Source organism: Janthinobacterium sp. SUN206 (assembly GCF_030587305.1).
Lineage (GTDB): Bacteria > Pseudomonadota > Gammaproteobacteria > Burkholderiales > Burkholderiaceae_D > Janthinobacterium > Janthinobacterium kumbetense.
Genome location: NZ_JAPWIB010000004.1, coordinates 581,041 through 599,905, shown reverse-complemented (window position 1 = coordinate 599,905; position 18,865 = coordinate 581,041). Strand labels below are relative to the sequence as shown.

Here is an 18,865-nt window from a genome sequence, read left to right as displayed (position 1 = left end):
ATTGCGGGCTGTTTGTGACGAGCGGTGGCGCTGGGACGGCTTTGGGACCTTACAATCATGCAACTTATTCACTGTCCGCCACCATGCGCCTATCTTCCACCGATTTGTTGCAACGATATCAACGCTGGCGCCAGATCGCCGAGCCAGCTTTCTGGATCGTCCTGTATCTGCTGCAAACGTCGCTCAACTGCTGGATCAGCTGGGCCGACCGTGTGCGCGCCGGGCTCGATACGCCCTTCTGGGAAGTGGCCGTGTGGGAGTGGAGCAGCAACCTGGTGCTGCTGGCGCTGGTACCGGTGGTGATCCTGGCTAACCAGTTTCGCCCCTTGCACCTGGTTTTCCAGCGCCAGAACCTGCGCTGGCACCTGGCCGCGTCGCTCGTCTACAGCCTCGTGCATGTGCTGGCCATGGTGGCCTTGCGCAAACTGGCTTACTGGAGCGCCGGCAGCGACTACGATTTCGGTAACTGGTGGCGCGAGTTGCCGTATGAATATATCAAGGATGTACGTACTTACTTCTCCATTTTATTGTTCACGGGCTTTTACCAGTTGCTGCTGATGCGCTGGCAAGGCGAGGCGACCCTGCTGGGCGAACCCGACGAAGGGCCTGCCGTGGAACCGGTGCAGCAGCCGGAACGCTTTCTGGTGCGCAAGCTGGGCAAGGATTTTCTGCTGCCGGCCTTTGAGATCGAGTGGATACAGGCGTGGGGCAATTATGTGAACCTGCATGTGCGCGGCCACGACTATCCGCTGCGCTCGACCATGGCCACCATCGAGCGCCGCCTCGACGGCAAGCGCTTCCTGCGCGTGCACCGCAGCTACATCGTCAACCTCGACTTTGTGCGGAGCATCGTGCCGCTGGAATCGGGCGATGCGCGCGCGGTGCTGTCCACGGGCGGCGAAGTGCCCGTCAGCCGGCGCTACCGCGATGCCTTGAAAAGTATAGGCTAGATGCGTTGTACGCCAGCCTTGCCGTCCTGGACGGTGAAACTGGCCAGTGTCGCGATGGCCGACGCGCTGTCGCGCACATTCTCCAGGCCCTGGAACAGGGTCGTGGTTTTCTCTGGCGTGATGTCCAGCAACATATAGCCGCGCTTGTCGCTGCGTCCGTAGCGGATGTGCGGGTTCATCGCCACGTACTGTTCCGTGCGTGCTTGCGGGCGGGAACTCGACGTGATTGAGGTACCGCAAAACTCGGTGGCCAGCACGGGATTATCCTTGCCGGTAGGGCGCATGGCGTTGCGGCTCAGTTCGGTGGCATAAAAGGTGTGCACGTCGCCCGACAGCACCAGCGGGTTGCTGGCCTTGCTGCTGCGCAAGGCGTCGAGCAAGTGCTGGCGCGCCATCGGATAGCCATCCCAGCCATCGGTCCAGATGCGTTCGTCGCCGGGCCGCAGGATGGGCACCTGGCTCGATTGCGCCATCAGGGTTTGCTGGGCCAAAATGTTCCAGCGCGCAGGCGAATTGTCGAGGCCGGCTTGCAGCCAGCGCTGCTGTTCCTCGCCCAGCATCGTGCGGTCGGGCTTGCGCAAGTCGGGACAGTTACGCGTGGTAACGGAATTCGAGCCGCCGCGGCCCGGCTTGGCGCACGCATGGTAGGCGCGGTATTGCCGGTCGTCCAGCACGTGGAAGCGCGCCAGGCGGCCCCAGTCATAGCGCTGGTAGATGCGCATGTCGACAAAACCCCGCCGGCCCAGCGGCAGCAGGCGCAGCGGCATGTGTTCATAGAATGCCTGGTAGGCGGCCGCGCGGCGCTGCAAAAAGGCAGGCGTGAGCAATTCGTCGCGGTCATTGCCGTAATCGTTGGCCACTTCATGGTCATCCCAGGTGACGATCCACGGCGCAGCCAGGTGCGCGCCCTGCAAGTCGCGGTCGCTCTTGTATTGTGCGTAGCGGGCGCGGTAGTCGTCCAGAGTGAAACTTTCATGCGTGCGCACGGCCCGGCTCGGGTGCTGCAGCTGGTATGGACCCCATTCGTAGATGTAGTCGCCAAGGAAGGCCACCAGGTCGGGCGCGGCGGCGGCGATGTGCCGGTGCGCCGCGTAGGCGCCGAATTCCCAGTGCTGGCACGAGGCGACGGCCAGTTTCATCGAGGCGGGCATGGAGCCGGGCTCGGGCGCCGTGCGCGTGCGGCCCACGGGGCTGACGGCGTCGCCCAGCATGAAGCGGTACCAGTACCAGCGTCCGGGCGCCAGGCCTGCCACGTCCACATGCACGCTGTGCCCGAGGGCGGGCGTGGCCGTGGCTTGCCCCTTGGCGGCGATGCGCCGGAACGCCTCGTCGTCCGCCACTTCCCAGCGCACGTTCAGGGCGATGGCGGGCGTGGCGCTGGCATGCAGCGGGTCGTAGCAGATGCGCGTCCACAGCACGACGGCGTCCGGCAAGGGCGAGCCGGAAGCGACGCCGAGCGCAAACGGGTAGCCGGCGCCATTCAGGCGCGTGGCGGCGCTCGCGCTGGAACCGGACAGCACGCTGCCGGCGGCGGCCAGCGCACCGATGCGGGCGGCGCTCTGCAGGAAGATGCGGCGCTGGCTATCCATGCCGTCTGAAAATAAAACGTGGGATTAATGTAGCAGCGACAATCAAGGCGACAGCAAGGTCTCGATCGGCGGCACTTTGCGCGGTTTGCGGTCGGAGTCCGTCGCCACGTAGATCAGGGTGGCTTCCGTGACTTTCACGATGCACGCCTGCAGGCGGTTGCGCTCGGCATACACCTCGACATTGACGGTGATCGAGGTATTGCCAACCTTGACGATGTCGGCGTAGAAGGAGAGTAGATCGCCGACGAAGACAGGGTTTTTGAAGACGAAGGAGTTGACGGCGATGGTGGCGACACGGCCGTTGGCGCGCCGCGTGGCCGGCAGGGAACCGGCGATATCGACCTGCGCCATGATCCAGCCGCCGAAGACGTCGCCGTACACATTGGCGTCGGACGGCGCGGGCATCATGCGCAATTCCGGCATTTTTCCGGCGGGCAGGCCGGAGGCGAGGCAGTTGTCGGGGCGGTCGGGGGAGGTGCTCATCTTTTATTCTCATGAAAGGCTACAATTGCCCCGATTGAACCATAAAAAGCCGACCTTCGCCATGCGCCGTTCCCAGACTACCCCTCCTCCCCGCTCGCCAGCTTCCGCCAGCCACAGCGATTTCGCCACCATCAAGACCTTGCTGCCGTATCTGTGGGTCTACAAATGGCGGGTGCTGCTGGCGCTGCTATGTCTGGTGGGCGCCAAGCTGGCCAACGTGGGCGTGCCCCTGATCCTGAAAAAACTCGTCGACGCCATGACGATCACGGCGGCCCATCCGCAAGCGCTGCTGGTGTTGCCGGTCGGCTTGCTGGTGGCGTATGGCTTGCTGCGCCTGTCGACCACCCTGTTTACGGAGTTGCGCGAATTCCTGTTTGCCCGCGTCACGCAGCGGGCCGTGCGCACCATCGCCCTGCAAGTGTTCCGCCACCTGCATGCCTTGTCCCTGCGCTTTCACTTGAACCGCCAGACGGGCGGCATGACGCGCGACATCGAGCGGGGCACGCGCAGCGTCGGCTCGCTCATTTCCTATACCCTGTTCAACATCCTGCCGACCCTGGTGGAAATCACCCTCGTGCTCGGCTACCTGGTCTTGCATTACGACATCTGGTTCACCGTGATCACGGCGGTGGCGCTGGTGTCCTACATCGCGTTTACCGTGCTGGTGACGAACTGGCGCACGCATTTTCGCCGCACCATGAACGACCTCGATTCCAAGGCGAATACCAAGGCCATCGATTCGCTGATCAACTATGAAACCGTCAAGTATTTCGGCAACGAGGATTACGAGGCGAAGCGCTATGACGAAGGCTTGCAGCGCTATGAATCGGCCGCCGTGAAATCGCAGACTTCCTTGTCCCTGCTCAATACGGGCCAGTCGCTGATCATCGCCACGGCTGTTACCCTGATCCTGTGGCGCGCCACCGTGGGCGTGATCGCCGGCACGATGACCCTGGGCGACCTGGTGCTGGTGAACGCCTTCATGATCCAGCTATACATTCCCCTCAATTTCCTGGGCGTCATCTACCGCGAAATCAAGCAAAGCCTGGCCGACATGGAACGCTTGTTTTCCTTGCTGAACGAGAACCGCGAAATCGCCGATACGCCGGAAGCCAAGCCGCTCGTCACGCGGGGCGCGGCCGTGCGCTTTGCGCATGTGGATTTCAGCTATGAAGCCAAGCGGCAAATCCTGTTCGACGTGGATTTCCAGATTCCCGCCGGCACCACGACGGCCGTGGTGGGGCATAGCGGCTCGGGCAAGTCGACCCTGTCGCGTTTGCTGTTCCGTTTCTATGAAGTCGATGGCGGCGGCATCACCATCGATGGCCAGGACTTGCGCGCCATCACGCAGGATTCCCTGCGCGCGGCCATCGGCATCGTGCCGCAGGATACAGTGCTGTTCAACGACACCATCGAATACAACATCGCCTACGGCAAGCCGGGCGCCAGCAAGGAAGCTATCATGGCGGCGGCGAAAGCGGCGTCGATCCATGATTTTATTGAAAGCTTGCCAGATGGATACAATTCCATGGTGGGCGAGCGAGGGCTAAAACTGTCGGGCGGCGAAAAGCAGCGCGTGGCCATTGCCCGCACCTTGCTGAAAGACCCGGCCATCCTGATCTTCGACGAAGCTACGTCGGCGCTCGATTCCAAGGCCGAGCAGGCGATCCAGTCGCAGCTGAAGGACATCGCCAAAAACCGCACCACCCTGGTCATTGCGCACCGCCTGTCGACGGTGGCGGATGCCCAGCAAATCCTGGTGCTCGATCATGGCCGCATCGTCGAGCGGGGCACGCATCCGCAATTGCTGGCGCTCGATGGCCTGTACGCGCAGATGTGGCAACGCCAGCAGGCAAATATGGACGACGAGGCGCAAGAGGACGAGTTGGCGGGGCTGGCGCCGGCAAAATAAATCGGGAAGGCGAAATCAGTAGGAAAAATGCTACAGCCGCGCCGATTCAGGCGCGCGTATAGCGCCTATTTGCGGGCAATCGCAGAAAACGGCTAGTCCAGCGCTGAAAATGAAATAAAATTAATTCCATTGGTGGCGTCTGCACCACAGTTGTTTCGTTCGGAGTCCATCCGGTTTGTCCGCCCAGGAGAATTTATGAAATTGACCAAAATCATCGCCACGCTGCTCAGCGTCGGTGTCATCAGCAGCATGTCGCCAGTCCAGGCTCAGGAATTGACCGGCACCTTGGCCAAGATCAAGAAAGCCGGTTCCGTCACCCTCGGTGTGCGCGACGGCTCCGTGCCTTTCTCCTATCTCGATGACAAGCAGCAATACCAGGGTTATTCGATCGACCTGTGCATGAAAGTCGTCACGGCCCTGCAAAAGCACCTGGGCCTGAGCGAACTGAAAGTGGTGATGAGCCCCGTCACGTCGGCCAACCGCATCCCGCTGATGGCCAACGGCACCATCGACCTCGAATGCGGCTCGACGACGAACAACCTGGAACGCCAGCAGCAGGTGGCATTCGCCCCTACCATGTTCGTCATCGGCAACCGCGTGCTGTCGAAAAAAACCTCGAATATCAAGACCCTGGAAGACTTGCGCGGCAAGACCCTGGTCGCCACGGCCGGCACGTCGACCATCAAGCAGATGACGATTTTGAACAAGGAAAAAAACCTGGGCATGACGATTGCCGTCGGCAAGGACCACCCTGAATCGTTCCTGATGCTGGAAACGGGCCGCGCGGTGGCCGAAGCCAATGACGATATCCTGCTGGCGTCGCAAGTGGCCAACTCGAAAAACCCGAACGACTACGAAATCACCAAGGAAGCGCTGTCGGTCGAGCCGTACGGCATCATGCTGCGCAAGGGCGATCCAGCCTTCAAGAAAGTGGTCGATGACGCGCTGATCCGCCTGTACAAGAGCGACGATATCAACCGCATCTACGCGAAATGGTTTACCTCGCCGATCCCGCCGAAAAACATCAACCTGAAATTCCCCATGCCGCCGCAATTGAAGGCGGTCTTCACGAATCCGACCGATTCGGGCGACCCGGCTGCGTATGCGGCCGTACCGGAAGCGCAGAAGACCTCGGACAAACGGAAAAAATAACAAGAGTGCGTAACAAATCGGGGGGCGCAAGCCTCCCGTTTTATTTACGGGACGGGTGGCGGACAAGCCGCTTTCCTTGAGCTGCATGGAAGGATGATCATGAATTACAACTGGAATTGGCGCATTTTCTGGGAGATTTCTCCCGATGGCGTGGGCACGTACATGGACACCCTGTGGTCCGGCCTCGTCTGGACCCTGGCCACGGCCGGTGCGGCGTGGATCATGGCGCTGATATTGGGCCTGGTGATCGGTACCATCCGCACCTTGCCGAACAAATGGCTGGTGGGCGTGGCCAATGCCTACGTCGAATTGTTCCGCAACGTGCCGCTGCTGGTGCAGATGTTCCTCTGGTATTTCGTCATGCCGGAGCTGCTGCCGCCTGAGCTGGGCGCCTGGGTCAAGTCGCTGCCGAATGCGCCGTTCGTCACGGCCGTGCTGTGCCTGGGATTCTTTACTTCCTCGCGCGTGGCCGTGCAGGTAACGACGGGCATCGAGGCGCTGCCGCGCGGGCAGAAACTGGCCGGCACGGCGCTGGGCCTGACGCTGCCGCAAACCTACCGCTTCATTTTGCTGCCGATGGCCGCGCGCGTCATCATGCCGCCGCTGACCAGCGAATTTTTGAACATCATCAAGAACAGTTCCGTGGCGCTGACCATCGGCCTGATCGAACTGACGGCCAGCGCGCGCGCCATCCAGGAGTTTTCCTTCCAGGTATTCGAGGCGTTTTCGGCCGCCACCATCATTTACGTCGTCGTCAACCTGCTGGTGGTGGTGCTGATGCACCTGATCGAGAAAAAGGTCGCCATCCCGGGTTTCATCGTCGCCGGCGCCAAGACGGGAGGACATTGACATGTTCGGTAATTTCGACTTCGATGTCATCTCCCGCTCGTGGGTCTACCTGTTCCAGACCGGCATGGTCTTCACCCTGAAACTGACGGCGCTGGCCATGGTCGGCGGCATCGTGCTGGGCACCCTGCTGGCGCTGATGCGCCTGTCCGGCAACCGCATCGTCTCGGGCGTGGCGTCGAGCTACGTCAACCTGATACGCTCGATCCCGCTGGTGCTGGTGATCTTCTGGTTCTACTTCCTGGTGCCGTACATCGCCGCCTGGGTCATCGGCGCGAACGAGCCCGTGAAAGTGGGCGCGTTTCCTTCCGCGCTGATCACTTTCATCATGTTCGAGGCAGCCTACTATTGCGAGATCATGCGCAGCGGCATACAGTCGATTCCGCGTGGCCAGGTGTGGGCCGGCCAGGCGCTGGGCATGAACTACCGGCAAACCATGGGCAGCATCGTGCTGCCGCAAGCGTTCCGCAACATGATCCCCGTGCTGCTGACGCAGACCATCGTGCTGTTCCAGGACGTGTCGCTCGTGTACGTGCTGTCGATTCCCGATTTTGTCGGCGCCGCCTCGAAGATCGCCCAGCGCGACGGCCGCCTGGTGGAGATGTACGTGTTTGTCGCCGTCGTATATTTCGTGCTGTGCTATGCCTTGTCGTTCCTGGTAAAACGCCTGCAGAAACGCGTCGCCATCATTCGCTAACCGAAAAAGAAAGAACAAGATGATTGAACTCAATAACGTCAGCAAATGGTATGGCCAGTTCCAGGTACTCACCGACTGCACCACCAATGTCGCCAAGGGCGACGTGATGGTCATTTGCGGCCCTTCCGGCTCCGGCAAGTCGACCCTGATCAAGACCGTCAACGGCCTTGAGCCGATCCAGCAGGGACAGATCATCGTCGACGGCATCAGCGTCAACGATCCGAAAACGAATTTGTCGAAACTGCGCGCGCGCATCGGCATGGTGTTCCAGAATTTCGAGCTGTTTCCGCATTTGTCGATCCGCGAAAACCTCACCATCGGCCAGATCAAGGTGCTGGGCCGCAGCGCCGACGAAGCCAATGCCAAGGGCTTGAAATACCTGGACCGCGTGGGCCTGCTGTCGCAGCAGGATAAATTCCCGGGCCAGCTGTCGGGCGGCCAGCAGCAGCGCGTGGCGATCGCCCGTGCGCTGTCGATGGATCCGATCGCCATGCTGTTCGACGAACCCACGTCGGCGCTCGATCCGGAAATGATCAACGAAGTGCTCGACGTGATGGTGGGCCTGGCGCAGGAAGGCATGACGATGATGGTCGTCACGCACGAAATGGGCTTTGCCAAGCGCGTGGCCAACCGCATCGTCTTCATGGATCAGGGCAAGATCATCGAAGATTGCAGCAAGGATGACTTCTTCAACACGACGCGCTCGGACCGCGCGCGCGACTTCCTCGCCAAGATCATCCATTAATATTTTTTGGAAGTTGAGTACGAATGCCTGTCATGAAACAAATAGCCGGCGCCATGCTGGCGCTGGGCCTGCTCGCCCATGCCCACGCGGCCGACAAGATCGCCGTTGACATCGCCCTGCGCGACGCCACCCTGATCGACGTTGCTGGCGGTCGCGCCGTCAACGGCAAGACCGTGCTGCTCAAGGGTGACAGCATCGTCGCCGTCGTCGACGACGCGCAGTTGCGCAGCTACGCGCCGAAGCAGACCATCCGCCTGCCCGGCAAATACCTGATGCCGGGCCTGTGGGACACGCATGTGCACTTTGGCGGCGGCCCCGAGCTGATCGACGAGAACAAGCAGTTGCTGCCCCTGTACCTGGCGCACGGCATCACCACGGTGCGCGACTGCTCGGGCGACTTGCCCGACACGGTGCTGGCATGGCGCCGGCAGATCAACGCAGGTCAGTTGCAAGGGCCGACCATCTTCACGTCGGGCGCCAAGCTCGAAGGCATCAAGCCGTTGTGGAAGGGCACCATCGAAGTGGGCACGCCGCAGGAAGTCACGCGCGCGCTCGACGGCCTGCAGGCGCAGCAAGTGGACTTCGTGAAGATCACGGAAAACACGCTGAAGCCTGAGTTGTACCTGGAAGCGCTACGCCAGGCGCGCGAACGGGGCATGCGCACCTCGGGCCATATCCCTGTGCAGCTCACATTGGAGCAGATGGCCGATGCGGGCCTGGGCACGATCGAACATCAATCGTATTTGCTGCGCGCCACCACGCCGCGCGAGCAGGAACTGACGGACAAGGTGGCCGCCGGCGCGATGACGGGCAAGGAAGCCATGCACGCAAGCGTGCGAAGCTACGACGAGCCGACGGCGCGCAAGGCCTTCAGCTACCTGGCCGCGCGCGGCACGGCCATCGTGCCTACCCTGTGGGGTTCGCGCGTGACGGCTTACCTGGACCGCGAAGACCACACGCACGATCCGGCCCTGCAATACATCGGCAAGGGCTTGCGCGCCACCTACGACTGGCGCGTGCAGCGCGCCGCCAAGGATGGCCCGGAAGCCATCGCCCAGCGCCACACGCAGTTCGAGCAATCGGCAAAGCTGCTGCCGATCTTGCAGCAGCAGGGCGTGAGCATCATCGCCGGCACGGATGCGGGCTTTTTGAATTCCTTCGACTACCCGGGCCAGGCCTTGCACGATGAAATCGGCCTGTACGTGCAGTATGGCTTGACGCCGCAGCAGGCCTTGCAGTCTGCCGTCATCAACGGTCCCCGCTTCCTGGGCAAGCTGGATCGCTATGGCAGCGTGGCGGCGGGCAAGGCGGCCGATCTGCTGGTGCTCGACGCGAATCCGCTGCAGGACATCGGCGCCACGCGCCAGATCCGCCTGGTGGTCAGTCGTGGTCGGGTGTACGACCGCGCCGCGCTGGACCGGATGCTGGCCGATATCCGCGCCTGGGTGGCGAAGCAGGAAGAGCCGCAGGCCAAATCCTGATTCGCGTGTACTCTTGATATTGAAAACGGCCGGCGCATACCGGCCGTTTTGTCGTCCGGGAGGCCGCGCATACAGGTGATCCTGGCCGGCGGGTCGGCCCCGTGGCTGGTAAAATGGCGCTATCCGCAATGACCGCCTGAGAGCAGCCGCCATGTCCACACTCGATCACACCCCCGCTTCCATCACCATCACCCGTCCGGATGACTGGCATTTGCACCTGCGCGACGGCGCAGTCATGGCCAGCGTGCTGCCGCACAGCGCGCGCCAGTTCGGCCGTGCCATCGTCATGCCGAACCTGAAGCCGCCCGTCACCACCACGGCCGATGCCGCCGCTTATCGCGAGCGCATCCTGGCCGCCGTGCCGCAAGGCGTGAACTTCGATCCGCTGATGGTGCTGTACCTGACGAACAACACCTCGCCCGACGAAATCCGCCGCGCGCAGGATAGCGGCATCGTGCAGGCTGTCAAATTGTATCCGGCCGGCGCCACGACGAATTCCGACCTGGGCGTGACGGATTTGAAAAATTGCTACAAGGTGCTCGAAGTGATGCAGGAAGTGGGCATGCCCTTCCTCGTGCACGGCGAAGTGACGGATCCGGAAATCGATATTTTCGACCGCGAAGCCGTCTTCATCGAGCGCGTGATGCGTCCGCTGCGCAGCGCCTTCCCGGCCCTGTCCGTCGTGTTCGAACACATCACCACCAAGGATGCGGCGCAGTACGTGGCCGAAGCGGAAGGTCCCATCGCCGCCACCATCACGGCGCACCATTTGCTGTACAACCGCAACGAGATTTTCAAGGGCGGCATCCGTCCCCATTACTACTGCCTGCCGATCCTCAAGCGCGAAGAGCACCGCTTGGCGCTGATGACGGCGGCCGCCAGCGGCGACGAGCGCTTCTTCCTCGGCACCGACTCGGCACCGCATGCGCAAGGCGCCAAGGAAATGGCCTGCGGCTGCGCCGGTTGCTACACGGCCCTGCACGCGATGGAAATGTATGCCGAAGCGTTCGAACGGGCCGGCGCGCTCGACAAGCTGGAAGCGTTCGCCAGCTTCCACGGCCCCGCCTTCTACGGCGTGCCGCGCAACACGGACACCATCACCCTGAAACGCGAAAGCTGGACCTTGCCGGCTTCGCTGCCACTGGGCGACAGCCATGTGATTCCGCTCAATGCGGGCGAGCAGATTAACTGGAAAATGGTGTAATTACTCCATGCTGCCATCGATAGACTGGACCCGTCCCTGGTTTGCCACGGTGCTGCCGGCGCGACGGCAGCTGGACTTGCAGCGCGACACGGTGATCGCCGCGCTGAACGGCCGGGCACGGGCGCTGGACTTGCGCAATCCCTCCGGCCTGCCGCTGGCTTTCGTGCCGCAAGCGGACCTGCCCGATGGCGTCGCCTACGAGGAGTTCATCGGCGCGACGGGCGGCGTGCCCACGCGCGACAATCTGCACGATTTTTTCAACGCGCTCGTGTGGCTCACCTTCCCGCGCATCAAGCGGCAATTGAACGCGCTGCAGGCGGCGCAGATCGCCCTGTCTGGCGTGGGAAAATCGCGTGGTCCCGCACGCGACGGCGCGACGATTTTTGACGAAAATTCCGCCTTGCTGGTGCTGCGCGACAGCGATGCGGGGCGCGCGCTGGATGCGGCGTTGCGCGGGCATGAATGGCGTAGTGCGTTCATTGCGCAGCGCGACAGGTTTGACGCGGGCGGCGACGCCGAGGTCTGGCTGTTCGGCCACGCGCTGATGGAGAAACTGGTGGCGCCGCGCAAGGCCATCACGGCGCATACGCGCGTGATCTTTGCCGGCGATGCCTACTTTGCGCTCGATGATGCGGCACGCCGCGCCTGGCTCGACGAGCGGGTGGCGCAGGACCTGGCGCAGCAAGGCCTCACCACGGCGGACTTCACGCCGCTGCCCGTGCTCGGTTTGCCCGGCTGGTGCGAGGGCCAGGACGACGATTTTTACAATGACGCGGCGGTGTTCCGCCCGAAGCGCAAGGTGGCTGGCGCAGAAAGAGAGCAATAGCATGGAAAATACCGTCCGCTGGGGCATCCTCGGCACCGGCAAGATCGCCCGCGCGATGGCCAATGGCTTGCGCGATGCACCCGGTGCGCAACTGGTGGCGGTAGCTTCGCGCAGTGCTGCCGGCGCGCAGGCCTTCGGCACCGAATTCGGCATCGAGCGTTGCCATGGTTCCTACCAGGCGCTGGCCATGGATCCGGATGTGGATGTGATCTATATCGCCACGCCGCACACCCTGCATGCTGAAAATGCCATGCTGTGCCTGGCCGCCGGCAAGCACGTCGTGTGCGAAAAACCGTTCACCATGAATGCGCGCGAAGCGCAGGCCGTGGTCGACCTGGCGCGCGACAAAAAACTGTTTTTGATGGAAGCCATGTGGAGCCGTTTTCTGCCCGCCGTGCAGGAAGCGCAGCGCATCATCGCCAGCGGCGAAATCGGTGTGCTGCAGCAGGTACAGGCCGACATCGGCTTTGTCGCCAATTTCCCGCCCGAGCACCGCATGTTCAATCCCGAACTCGGCGGCGGCGCGCTGCTCGACGTGGGCATTTATCCGCTGTCGATGGCGGCCTTCTTCCTCGGCCCCGTATCGCAGGTACAGGCGCTGGCCGAGATGGGCGCCACAGGCGTCGATGAGCAGGTCGTGTTCTCGCTGCGGCACGCGGGCGGGGGCACCTCGTCCTGCGCCTGCAGCCTGCGCGCGCAGACGCCGACGGAAATGACCATTTCCGGCTGCCTGGGCCGGATTCGGCTGCCCAACCGTTTTTACAAACCCGACCACCTGATCGTCGAAACGATGGATGGCGAGCGCCGTGTCGTCGCCGCGCCCCATCTGGGCAATGGCTACGCGCACGAGGCGATCGAAGCGATGCGATGCATCCGCGCCGGCTTGCTGGAAAGTCCCGTCATGCCGCATGCGGACAGCGTGGCGCTGATGCACAACCTTGACACCATGCGTGGCCAGATCGGCCTCGTGTACCGAGCCGACCAGGCGTGAACAGGAACCCCATGACATTGCACCCATCCCGTCCCAGCCTGAAAACCGTCCTCATCGCCAGCGGCGTCGTGCTGACCCTGGCGATGGGCGTGCGCCATGGCCTGGGTTTCTGGATGCAGCCGATCTCGCAAGCGAATGGCTGGACGCGCGAAACGTATTCGCTGGCGCTGGCCATGCAAAACCTGATGTGGGGCGTCTTCGGCCCGTTCGCCGGCATGGCGGCCGACCGTTTCGGCACCATGCGCGTCGTCATCGTCGGCGCCATCAGCTACATGGCGGGCCTGGTGTGGATGGCGCTCGTGACGCAGCCCACGCTGTTCATCGTCGGTTCCGGCAGCTTCATCGGCCTGGCGCTGGCCTGCACTGCCTTTGGCGCCATCAGCGGCATCATCGGCCGCAGCGCGCCGCCCGAGCAGCGCTCGTGGGCCTTCGGCATCTCGTCGGCGGCCGGCTCGTTCGGCCAGTTCCTGATGATGCCAGTCGAGCAGCAACTGATTTCCGCCGTGGGCTGGCAAAACGCCTTTTATGTGCTGGCCGCGCTGGTACTGCTGGCCATGATCCCGATGGCCTTCTACTTGCGCGAGCCGCCCGTGTCGCACGCCAGCGGCCCGCAGCAAAGCGTGGGCGCTGCCTTCAGCGAAGCCATCGCCAGCCGTTCGTTCTGGCTGCTGCTGGCAGGGTATTTCGTCTGCGGCTTCCAGCTGGTGTTCATCGGCGTGCACTTGCCGGCCTACCTGAAGGACCAGGGCCTGATGAATCCGAATATCGCCGTCACGGCACTGGCGCTGATCGGCCTGTTCAACATCGTCGGCTCCTACTATGCGGGCAAACTCGGTGGCAAGATCGCCAAGCGCTACCTGCTGTCGGCCATCTACGTGACGCGCGCCGTGGTCATCACCGTGTTCCTGCTGGCGCCTTTGTCGGCGTGGTCCGTGTACCTGTTCGCCGCCGGCATGGGTGTGCTGTGGCTGTCGACCGTGCCGCTGACGAACGGCATCATCGCCGGCATCTTCGGCGTGAAGCATCTGTCGATGCTGGCGGGGATGGTGTTCTTCTCGCACCAGGTGGGCAGTTTCCTTGGCGCGTGGCTGGGCGGCTATCTGTACGAGCACCAGGGCAGTTACCACATCGTGTGGATGATCACCATCGGCCTGGGCCTGCTGGCCGCGCTGATCAACCTGCCCATTGACGAGCGCGCCGTCAAGCGCGTGGCGGTGGCCGCGTAATGGCCAGCTGGCGCACCTGGCTATGGCGCCTGGCTGGCGCCGCGCTGCTGGCTCTCGTCTTCCTGGCCTATCTGCGTCCCGATTTCATGCTGGACCTGGCGAACCGCTTCTGGATGTGCATGTAGGGCGCTCCTAGACTTTCAGGAATTCCTCTTTGCCGCCCAGCCAGCGGGCTAGGTGCGCTTCCACGGTGGTCGCGGCGGCCGTCGTGGTGGCGTGCAGCAGGTCGTGCGCCACGTCGCGCGCCTGGTCGACCAGCCATTGATCCGTTTCCAGGTCGGCGAAGCGCAGCATGGCCTGGCCGGACTGGCGCGCGCCGAGGAATTCGCCGGGGCCGCGGATTTCCAGGTCGCGGCGGGCAATTTCAAAACCGTCCGTCGTTTCGCGCATGGTCATCAAGCGCTGGCGCGCCACGCCGCCCAGGGGGCCCTGGTACAGCAGCAGGCAGACGCTGGCCGCCGATCCTCGCCCCACGCGCCCGCGCAGCTGGTGCAGCTGCGACAAACCGAAGCGCTCGGCATGCTCGATCACCATCAGCGAGGCGTTCGGCACGTCGACGCCCACCTCGATGACGGTGGTGGCCACCAGCACGTGGATATGCCCGGCGATGAAGGCATCCATCACTTCCTGCTTTTCCGCCGGCTTCAGGCGGCCGTGCACGAGGCCCACCTGCAGCGCGGGCAGGGCTTCGGCCAGCATCATGTAGGTGTCGGTGGCCGTTTGCAGCTGCAGCGCTTCCGATTCCTCGATCAGCGGGCAGACCCAGTACACCTGCCGGCCTTCCAGCGCGGCCGCATACACGCGGGCGATGACTTCGTCGCGGCGGTTCTGGTCGATGGCGCGCGTGACGATGGGACTGCGGCCCGGCGGCAGCTCGTCGATCACCGACACTTCCAGGTCGGCGTAATACGTCATGGCCAGGGTGCGCGGAATCGGCGTGGCCGACATCATCAGCTGGTGCGGCACGGCTGCGCTGTCGCCCTTGTTGCGCAGGGTCAGGCGCTGGCCCACGCCGAAGCGGTGCTGCTCGTCGACGATCACCAGGCCCAGTTTGGCAAACAGCACATTGTCCTGGATCAGCGCATGCGTGCCGATCACCAGCTGCGCTTCGCCCGATTCGATCAGGGCCAGCGCCGCCGTCTTTTCTTTTTTCTTCAGGCTGCCCGTCAGCCAGGCCACCTTCACGCCCAGCGGCTCCATCCAGGCGGCGATCTTGCGGAAGTGCTGCTCCGCCAGAATCTCCGTGGGCGCCATCAGCGCGGCCTGGTAGCCGCTGTCGATGGCTTGCGTGGCCGACAGGGCGGCGACGACCGTCTTGCCGCTGCCGACGTCGCCTTGCAGCAGGCGCTGCATCGGATACGGCTGGCGCAGGTCGGCGCGGATTTCCTCGAGCACGCGCGCCTGCGCACCCGTCAGCTTGAAGGGCAGGGCGGCGCCGAAGGCCTTCGATAAAGTCCCGACGACGGGCAGCGAGGCGGCGCCTTTCGAGCGGCGCGCGCGCTGGGCGCGTTTCAGCGACAGCTGCTGCGCCAGCAGTTCATCGAACTTCATGCGCACCCAGGCCGGGTGCGAGCGGTCCATCAGCGCGCTTTCATCGATATCCTGCGGCGGATAGTGCAGCAGGTGCACGGCGGCGCGGAACGGCGACAGCTGCATGTCGCGCAGCAGCTGCTCCGGCAAGGTGTCTTGCCAGTCGATGCGGCGCATGGCGTCGGCGATTTCGCGCCGCAGCACGTGCTGCGACAGGCCTTCGCCGGACGGGTACACGGGCGTCAGGGCCGTGGGCAGCGGCGCGCCTTCGTTGACCACCTTATACGTCGGGTGCACCATCTCGGCGCCGAAAAAGCCGTGTTTGAGTTCGGCGCGCGCGCGTACCCGCGTGCCTTCGGCCAGTTGCTTGACCTGGCTGCCATAAAAATTCATGAAGCGCAGCAACAAATTGCCCGTTTCATCGGCGATCGTCACCAGCAATTGCTTGCGCGGCTTGAAATTGACTTCGCACTTGGTGACGACGCCCTCGACTTGCCACGACTCGCCGCCGCGCAGGCAGGCGTCGCGTATCGTGTAGACCTTGGTTTCGTCCTCGTAGCGCATCGGCAGGTGCAGCACCAGGTCCATATCCGTGCGCAAGCCCAGTTTGGCCAGCCGGCTTTCCGTGCTGACCACTTTTTTGGCGGCTTTCGGCTTCGCGGCGGGTTTGGCTGCGGGAGGAAGATCGGGCTTTGGATCGGACATATGCAAGGTTTTGGTGCCGCTAGCGTAAAATAGAGGGTTGTCCGGCACACCCTGTGCGTACCGCAGTCGTAGTTGTTGCGGCGGATTATTGTAATACCTGTATAGGCGCACAGTATAGTGCCAGATGTTCCATTGCGCACTCCTAATCATTTTTGACGTACTTTTGAAGCAAAACGCATGTATTCGCTTTCCGATTTCGATTTTAATTTGCCGCAAGAAAACATTGCGCAAACTCCGTTGGCCGAGCGCAGCGCCTCGCGCCTGTTGCATCTGGACGGCGACGCCCTGGTTGACCGCAGCTTTGCCGATATCGTCGGGCTGTTGCAGGCGGGCGACCTGCTGGTGATGAACGATACGCGCGTGCTCAAAGCGCGCTTCTTCGGCGTCAAGGAAAGCGGCGGCAAGATTGAGGCGCTCGTCGAGCGCGTGCTGGACGACCGCACCGTGCTGGCCCAGGTGCGCGCCTCGAAGTCGCCGCCGCCCGGCTGCCGCATCCGCCTGGCCGATGCCTTCGACGTGACCGTCGGCCAGCGCGCCGGCGAATTTTTTACGCTGCACTTCGACGCCGACGTGTTCGAGCTGATCGAGGCGCATGGCCGTTTGCCGCTGCCGCCCTATATCGAGCACGATGCGGACGAATTTGACGAAACGCGCTACCAGACCGTGTTCAACAAGGTGCCCGGCGCCGTGGCGGCACCGACGGCCGGCCTGCATTTCGACCAGGCCCTGCTCGACCAGCTGAAAGCGAAGGGCGTCAACTTTGCCTATGTGACCCTGCACGTGGGCGCCGGCACCTTCCAGCCCGTGCGCACGGAGGTGCTGGCCGAACACAAGATGCATACCGAGTGGTACACCATGCCGCAGGAAACCGTCGACGCCGTGCGCGCCGCCCAACTTGCCGGGCGCGACGTGGTGGCCGTCGGCACGACCAGCCTGCGCGCGCTGGAATCGGCCTCGCAAAGCGGCCAGCTGGTGGCGGGCAGCGCCGATACGGCCCTGTTCATCACGCCCGGCTATGCATTTAAAACGGTAACGCGCCTGATCACCAACTTCCATTTGCCGAAATCGACCCTGCTGATGCTGGTGTCGGCCTTTGCCGGTTATGAGCCGATCCGCAGCGCCTACGCGCATGCGATCGCGCAGAATTACCGTTTCTTCAGCTATGGCGACGCGATGCTGCTCACCACGCAATCGCGCGCTGCGCTGAACCTTGATACTCCCGTGAAAGACTGACATGCTGGAATTTAAACTACTCAAGACCGACACGAGCGGCCTGACCAAGGCACGCCGCGGCACCTTGAAACTCAACCATGGCATCGTGCAGACGCCGATCTTCATGCCAGTGGGCACTTACGGTTCCGTGAAGGCCATGTCGCCGCTGGAACTCAACGAGATCGACGCGCAGATCATCCTGGGTAACACGTTTCACCTGTGGTTGCGTCCAGGCAACACCGTCATGGAGAAATTCGGCGGCTTGCACGGTTTCATGGGCTGGAACAAGCCGATCCTGACGGATTCGGGCGGCTTCCAGGTGTTTTCGCTGGGCGCCATGCGCAAGATCACGGAAGAGGGCGTGCATTTCAATTCGCCCATCAATGGCGATAAATTGTTCCTCTCGCCGGAAGTGTCGATGCAGGTGCAGCGCGTCTTGAATTCCGACATCGTCATGCAGTTCGACGAATGCACGCCGTACGAAATCCAGGGCCGTCCGGCCACCATCGAGGAAGCGGCCAAGTCCATGCGCATGTCGCTGCGCTGGGCGCAGCGCTCGAAGGATGAATTCCACCGCGGCGAAAACCCGAATGCGCTGTTTGGCATCGTGCAGGGCGGCATGTTCGAAATGCTGCGCGACGAGTCGCTGGCCAAGCTGGAAGAGATCGATTTCCCCGGTATCGCCATCGGCGGCCTGTCCGTCGGCGAGCCGAAGGAAGACATGATGCGCATGCTGGCCCACGTGGGTCCGCGCTTGCCGGCCAACAAGCCGCATTATCTGATGGGCGTGGGTACGCCGGAAGACCTGGTGGCGGGCGTGTCGAACGGCATCGACATGTTCGACTGCGTCATGCCGACGCGTAACGCCCGCAATGGCTGGCTGTTTACCCGTTTTGGCGACATCAAGATCAAGAACGCCAAGTACAAGGAAGACCAGGCGCCGCTGGACGAGACCTGCAGCTGCTACGCTTGCCGCAATTTTTCGCGCGCGTACCTGCACCATTTGCACCGGTCCAAGGAAATCCTCGGCGCGCGCCTGAACACCATCCACAACCTGCATTACTACCTGGACTTGATGCGCCAGATGCGCGAGGCGCTGGACGAAGACCGTTTCCACGCGTTTACCCTGCAATTCCATGCGGAACGCGCACGCGGAACTTAAGAAAAGCTTAGCTTGAGCCCTGGCTGCGGCATGGCCGGAAGTTTTGTGTATTGGTGCTTGGACTGGGGCGATAAAGCATTGCATAATGCTTTTTTAGCCCCATTTAAAGTTGCCATGCCTGCAATTCGGGTTATGACGTATAGCCAATGCTAGA

17 protein-coding genes are annotated in these 18,865 nt (G+C 62.8%); 14 read left to right on the top strand and 3 right to left on the bottom strand.

Annotated elements, in window-relative coordinates:
* Window positions 1-83: 83 nt before the first annotated feature.
* A complete protein-coding gene (locus tag O3300_RS23340) occupies window positions 84-950 on the top strand; it encodes a LytTR family DNA-binding domain-containing protein (RefSeq protein ID WP_305054247.1) in 867 nt (288 codons plus the stop codon).
* Here the strand turns inward: O3300_RS23340 and O3300_RS23335 are convergent.
* Window positions 947-2,539 carry an alkaline phosphatase gene (locus O3300_RS23335; protein WP_305054246.1) on the bottom strand — a complete coding sequence of 531 codons (1,593 nt, stop codon included), beginning with the start codon at window positions 2,537-2,539 and terminating at the stop codon, window positions 947-949. The genes O3300_RS23340 and O3300_RS23335 overlap by 4 nt on opposite strands.
* Window positions 2,540-2,581: 42 nt before the next feature.
* Window positions 2,582-3,022, bottom strand: a complete 441-nt coding sequence (locus O3300_RS23330) for an acyl-CoA thioesterase (protein ID WP_052139932.1) — start codon at window positions 3,020-3,022, stop codon at window positions 2,582-2,584.
* Between the two features lie 61 nt (window positions 3,023-3,083).
* On the opposite strand from O3300_RS23330, the gene O3300_RS23325 reads away from it, so the two are divergent.
* The 11 genes from O3300_RS23325 (at window position 3,084) to O3300_RS23275 (ending at window position 14,227) form a co-directional block, all read left to right on the top strand.
* Window positions 3,084-4,934, top strand: coding sequence for an ABC transporter ATP-binding protein/permease (locus O3300_RS23325; protein ID WP_305054245.1), 1,851 nt, complete (start codon window positions 3,084-3,086; stop codon window positions 4,932-4,934).
* 195 nt (window positions 4,935-5,129) lie between these two features.
* Entirely contained in the window at window positions 5,130-6,086 is a 957-nt protein-coding gene (locus tag O3300_RS23320) for an amino acid ABC transporter substrate-binding protein (protein WP_099666199.1), read from the top strand.
* Window positions 6,087-6,185: 99 nt separating this feature from the next.
* The gene (locus O3300_RS23315; protein ID WP_305054244.1) at window positions 6,186-6,935 is read left to right on the top strand and encodes an amino acid ABC transporter permease; all 750 of its coding nucleotides are present in this window, start codon (window positions 6,186-6,188) and stop codon (window positions 6,933-6,935) included.
* A 1-nt stretch (window position 6,936) separates the two neighbouring features.
* A complete protein-coding gene (locus tag O3300_RS23310) occupies window positions 6,937-7,629 on the top strand; it encodes an amino acid ABC transporter permease (RefSeq protein WP_099666200.1) in 693 nt (230 codons plus the stop codon).
* Window positions 7,630-7,648: 19 nt separating this feature from the next.
* A complete protein-coding gene (locus O3300_RS23305; protein WP_099666201.1) occupies window positions 7,649-8,374 on the top strand; it encodes an amino acid ABC transporter ATP-binding protein in 726 nt (241 codons plus the stop codon).
* Between the two features lie 32 nt (window positions 8,375-8,406).
* Window positions 8,407-9,855, top strand: coding sequence for an amidohydrolase family protein (locus O3300_RS23300; RefSeq protein WP_305054243.1), 1,449 nt, complete (start codon window positions 8,407-8,409; stop codon window positions 9,853-9,855).
* A 151-nt stretch (window positions 9,856-10,006) separates the two neighbouring features.
* Entirely contained in the window at window positions 10,007-11,059 is a 1,053-nt protein-coding gene (gene pyrC / locus O3300_RS23295; protein WP_099666203.1) for a dihydroorotase, read from the top strand.
* Window positions 11,060-11,066: 7 nt separating this feature from the next.
* Window positions 11,067-11,885 (top strand): DUF3025 domain-containing protein, encoded by an 819-nt coding sequence (locus tag O3300_RS23290; protein ID WP_305054242.1) that lies wholly within the window; start codon window positions 11,067-11,069, stop codon window positions 11,883-11,885.
* Window position 11,886: 1 nt separating this feature from the next.
* Window positions 11,887-12,876, top strand: a complete 990-nt coding sequence (locus O3300_RS23285; protein WP_305054241.1) for a Gfo/Idh/MocA family protein — start codon at window positions 11,887-11,889, stop codon at window positions 12,874-12,876.
* Between the two features lie 11 nt (window positions 12,877-12,887).
* A complete protein-coding gene (locus O3300_RS23280; RefSeq protein ID WP_305054240.1) occupies window positions 12,888-14,102 on the top strand; it encodes an MFS transporter in 1,215 nt (404 codons plus the stop codon).
* On the top strand, window positions 14,102-14,227 hold the full coding sequence (locus tag O3300_RS23275) for a hypothetical protein (protein ID WP_255206293.1): 126 nt from the start codon (window positions 14,102-14,104) through the stop codon (window positions 14,225-14,227). Before O3300_RS23280 ends, O3300_RS23275 begins: the two co-directional genes overlap by 1 nt.
* A 7-nt stretch (window positions 14,228-14,234) precedes the next feature.
* Here the strand turns inward: O3300_RS23275 and recG are convergent, their stop codons facing one another.
* Entirely contained in the window at window positions 14,235-16,337 is a 2,103-nt protein-coding gene (gene recG / locus O3300_RS23270; protein WP_305054239.1) for an ATP-dependent DNA helicase RecG, read from the bottom strand.
* Between the two features lie 177 nt (window positions 16,338-16,514).
* Here recG and queA point away from each other — a divergent pair, with 177 nt between their 5' ends.
* On the top strand, window positions 16,515-17,570 hold the full coding sequence (queA, locus tag O3300_RS23265; protein ID WP_289900595.1) for a tRNA preQ1(34) S-adenosylmethionine ribosyltransferase-isomerase QueA: 1,056 nt from the start codon (window positions 16,515-16,517) through the stop codon (window positions 17,568-17,570).
* A 1-nt stretch (window position 17,571) separates the two neighbouring features.
* Window positions 17,572-18,711: a tRNA guanosine(34) transglycosylase Tgt gene (gene tgt / locus O3300_RS23260; RefSeq protein WP_077408846.1), complete on the top strand. Its 1,140-nt coding sequence runs from the start codon at window positions 17,572-17,574 to the stop codon at window positions 18,709-18,711.
* The last annotated feature ends 154 nt before the right edge of the window (window positions 18,712-18,865 follow it).

What these genes read in the sequence shown, in the direction of transcription:
- O3300_RS23335 (WP_305054246.1), bottom strand. Translation starts at nt 2,539, where the DNA reads ATGGATAGCCAGCGCCGCATCTTCCTGCAGAGCGCCGCCCGCATCGGT.
- tgt (WP_077408846.1), top strand. Translation starts at nt 17,572, where the DNA reads ATGCTGGAATTTAAACTACTCAAGACCGACACGAGCGGCCTGACCAAG.
- O3300_RS23310 (WP_099666200.1), top strand. Translation starts at nt 6,937, where the DNA reads ATGTTCGGTAATTTCGACTTCGATGTCATCTCCCGCTCGTGGGTCTAC.
- O3300_RS23305 (WP_099666201.1), top strand. Translation starts at nt 7,649, where the DNA reads ATGATTGAACTCAATAACGTCAGCAAATGGTATGGCCAGTTCCAGGTA.
- O3300_RS23340 (WP_305054247.1), top strand. Translation starts at nt 84, where the DNA reads ATGCGCCTATCTTCCACCGATTTGTTGCAACGATATCAACGCTGGCGC.
- O3300_RS23325 (WP_305054245.1), top strand. Translation starts at nt 3,084, where the DNA reads ATGCGCCGTTCCCAGACTACCCCTCCTCCCCGCTCGCCAGCTTCCGCC.
- O3300_RS23300 (WP_305054243.1), top strand. Translation starts at nt 8,407, where the DNA reads ATGAAACAAATAGCCGGCGCCATGCTGGCGCTGGGCCTGCTCGCCCAT.
- O3300_RS23290 (WP_305054242.1), top strand. Translation starts at nt 11,067, where the DNA reads ATGCTGCCATCGATAGACTGGACCCGTCCCTGGTTTGCCACGGTGCTG.
- queA (WP_289900595.1), top strand. Translation starts at nt 16,515, where the DNA reads ATGTATTCGCTTTCCGATTTCGATTTTAATTTGCCGCAAGAAAACATT.
- O3300_RS23275 (WP_255206293.1), top strand. Translation starts at nt 14,102, where the DNA reads ATGGCCAGCTGGCGCACCTGGCTATGGCGCCTGGCTGGCGCCGCGCTG.
- O3300_RS23315 (WP_305054244.1), top strand. Translation starts at nt 6,186, where the DNA reads ATGAATTACAACTGGAATTGGCGCATTTTCTGGGAGATTTCTCCCGAT.
- O3300_RS23330 (WP_052139932.1), bottom strand. Translation starts at nt 3,022, where the DNA reads ATGAGCACCTCCCCCGACCGCCCCGACAACTGCCTCGCCTCCGGCCTG.
- recG (WP_305054239.1), bottom strand. Translation starts at nt 16,337, where the DNA reads ATGTCCGATCCAAAGCCCGATCTTCCTCCCGCAGCCAAACCCGCCGCG.
- O3300_RS23320 (WP_099666199.1), top strand. Translation starts at nt 5,130, where the DNA reads ATGAAATTGACCAAAATCATCGCCACGCTGCTCAGCGTCGGTGTCATC.
- O3300_RS23285 (WP_305054241.1), top strand. Translation starts at nt 11,887, where the DNA reads ATGGAAAATACCGTCCGCTGGGGCATCCTCGGCACCGGCAAGATCGCC.
- pyrC (WP_099666203.1), top strand. Translation starts at nt 10,007, where the DNA reads ATGTCCACACTCGATCACACCCCCGCTTCCATCACCATCACCCGTCCG.
- O3300_RS23280 (WP_305054240.1), top strand. Translation starts at nt 12,888, where the DNA reads ATGACATTGCACCCATCCCGTCCCAGCCTGAAAACCGTCCTCATCGCC.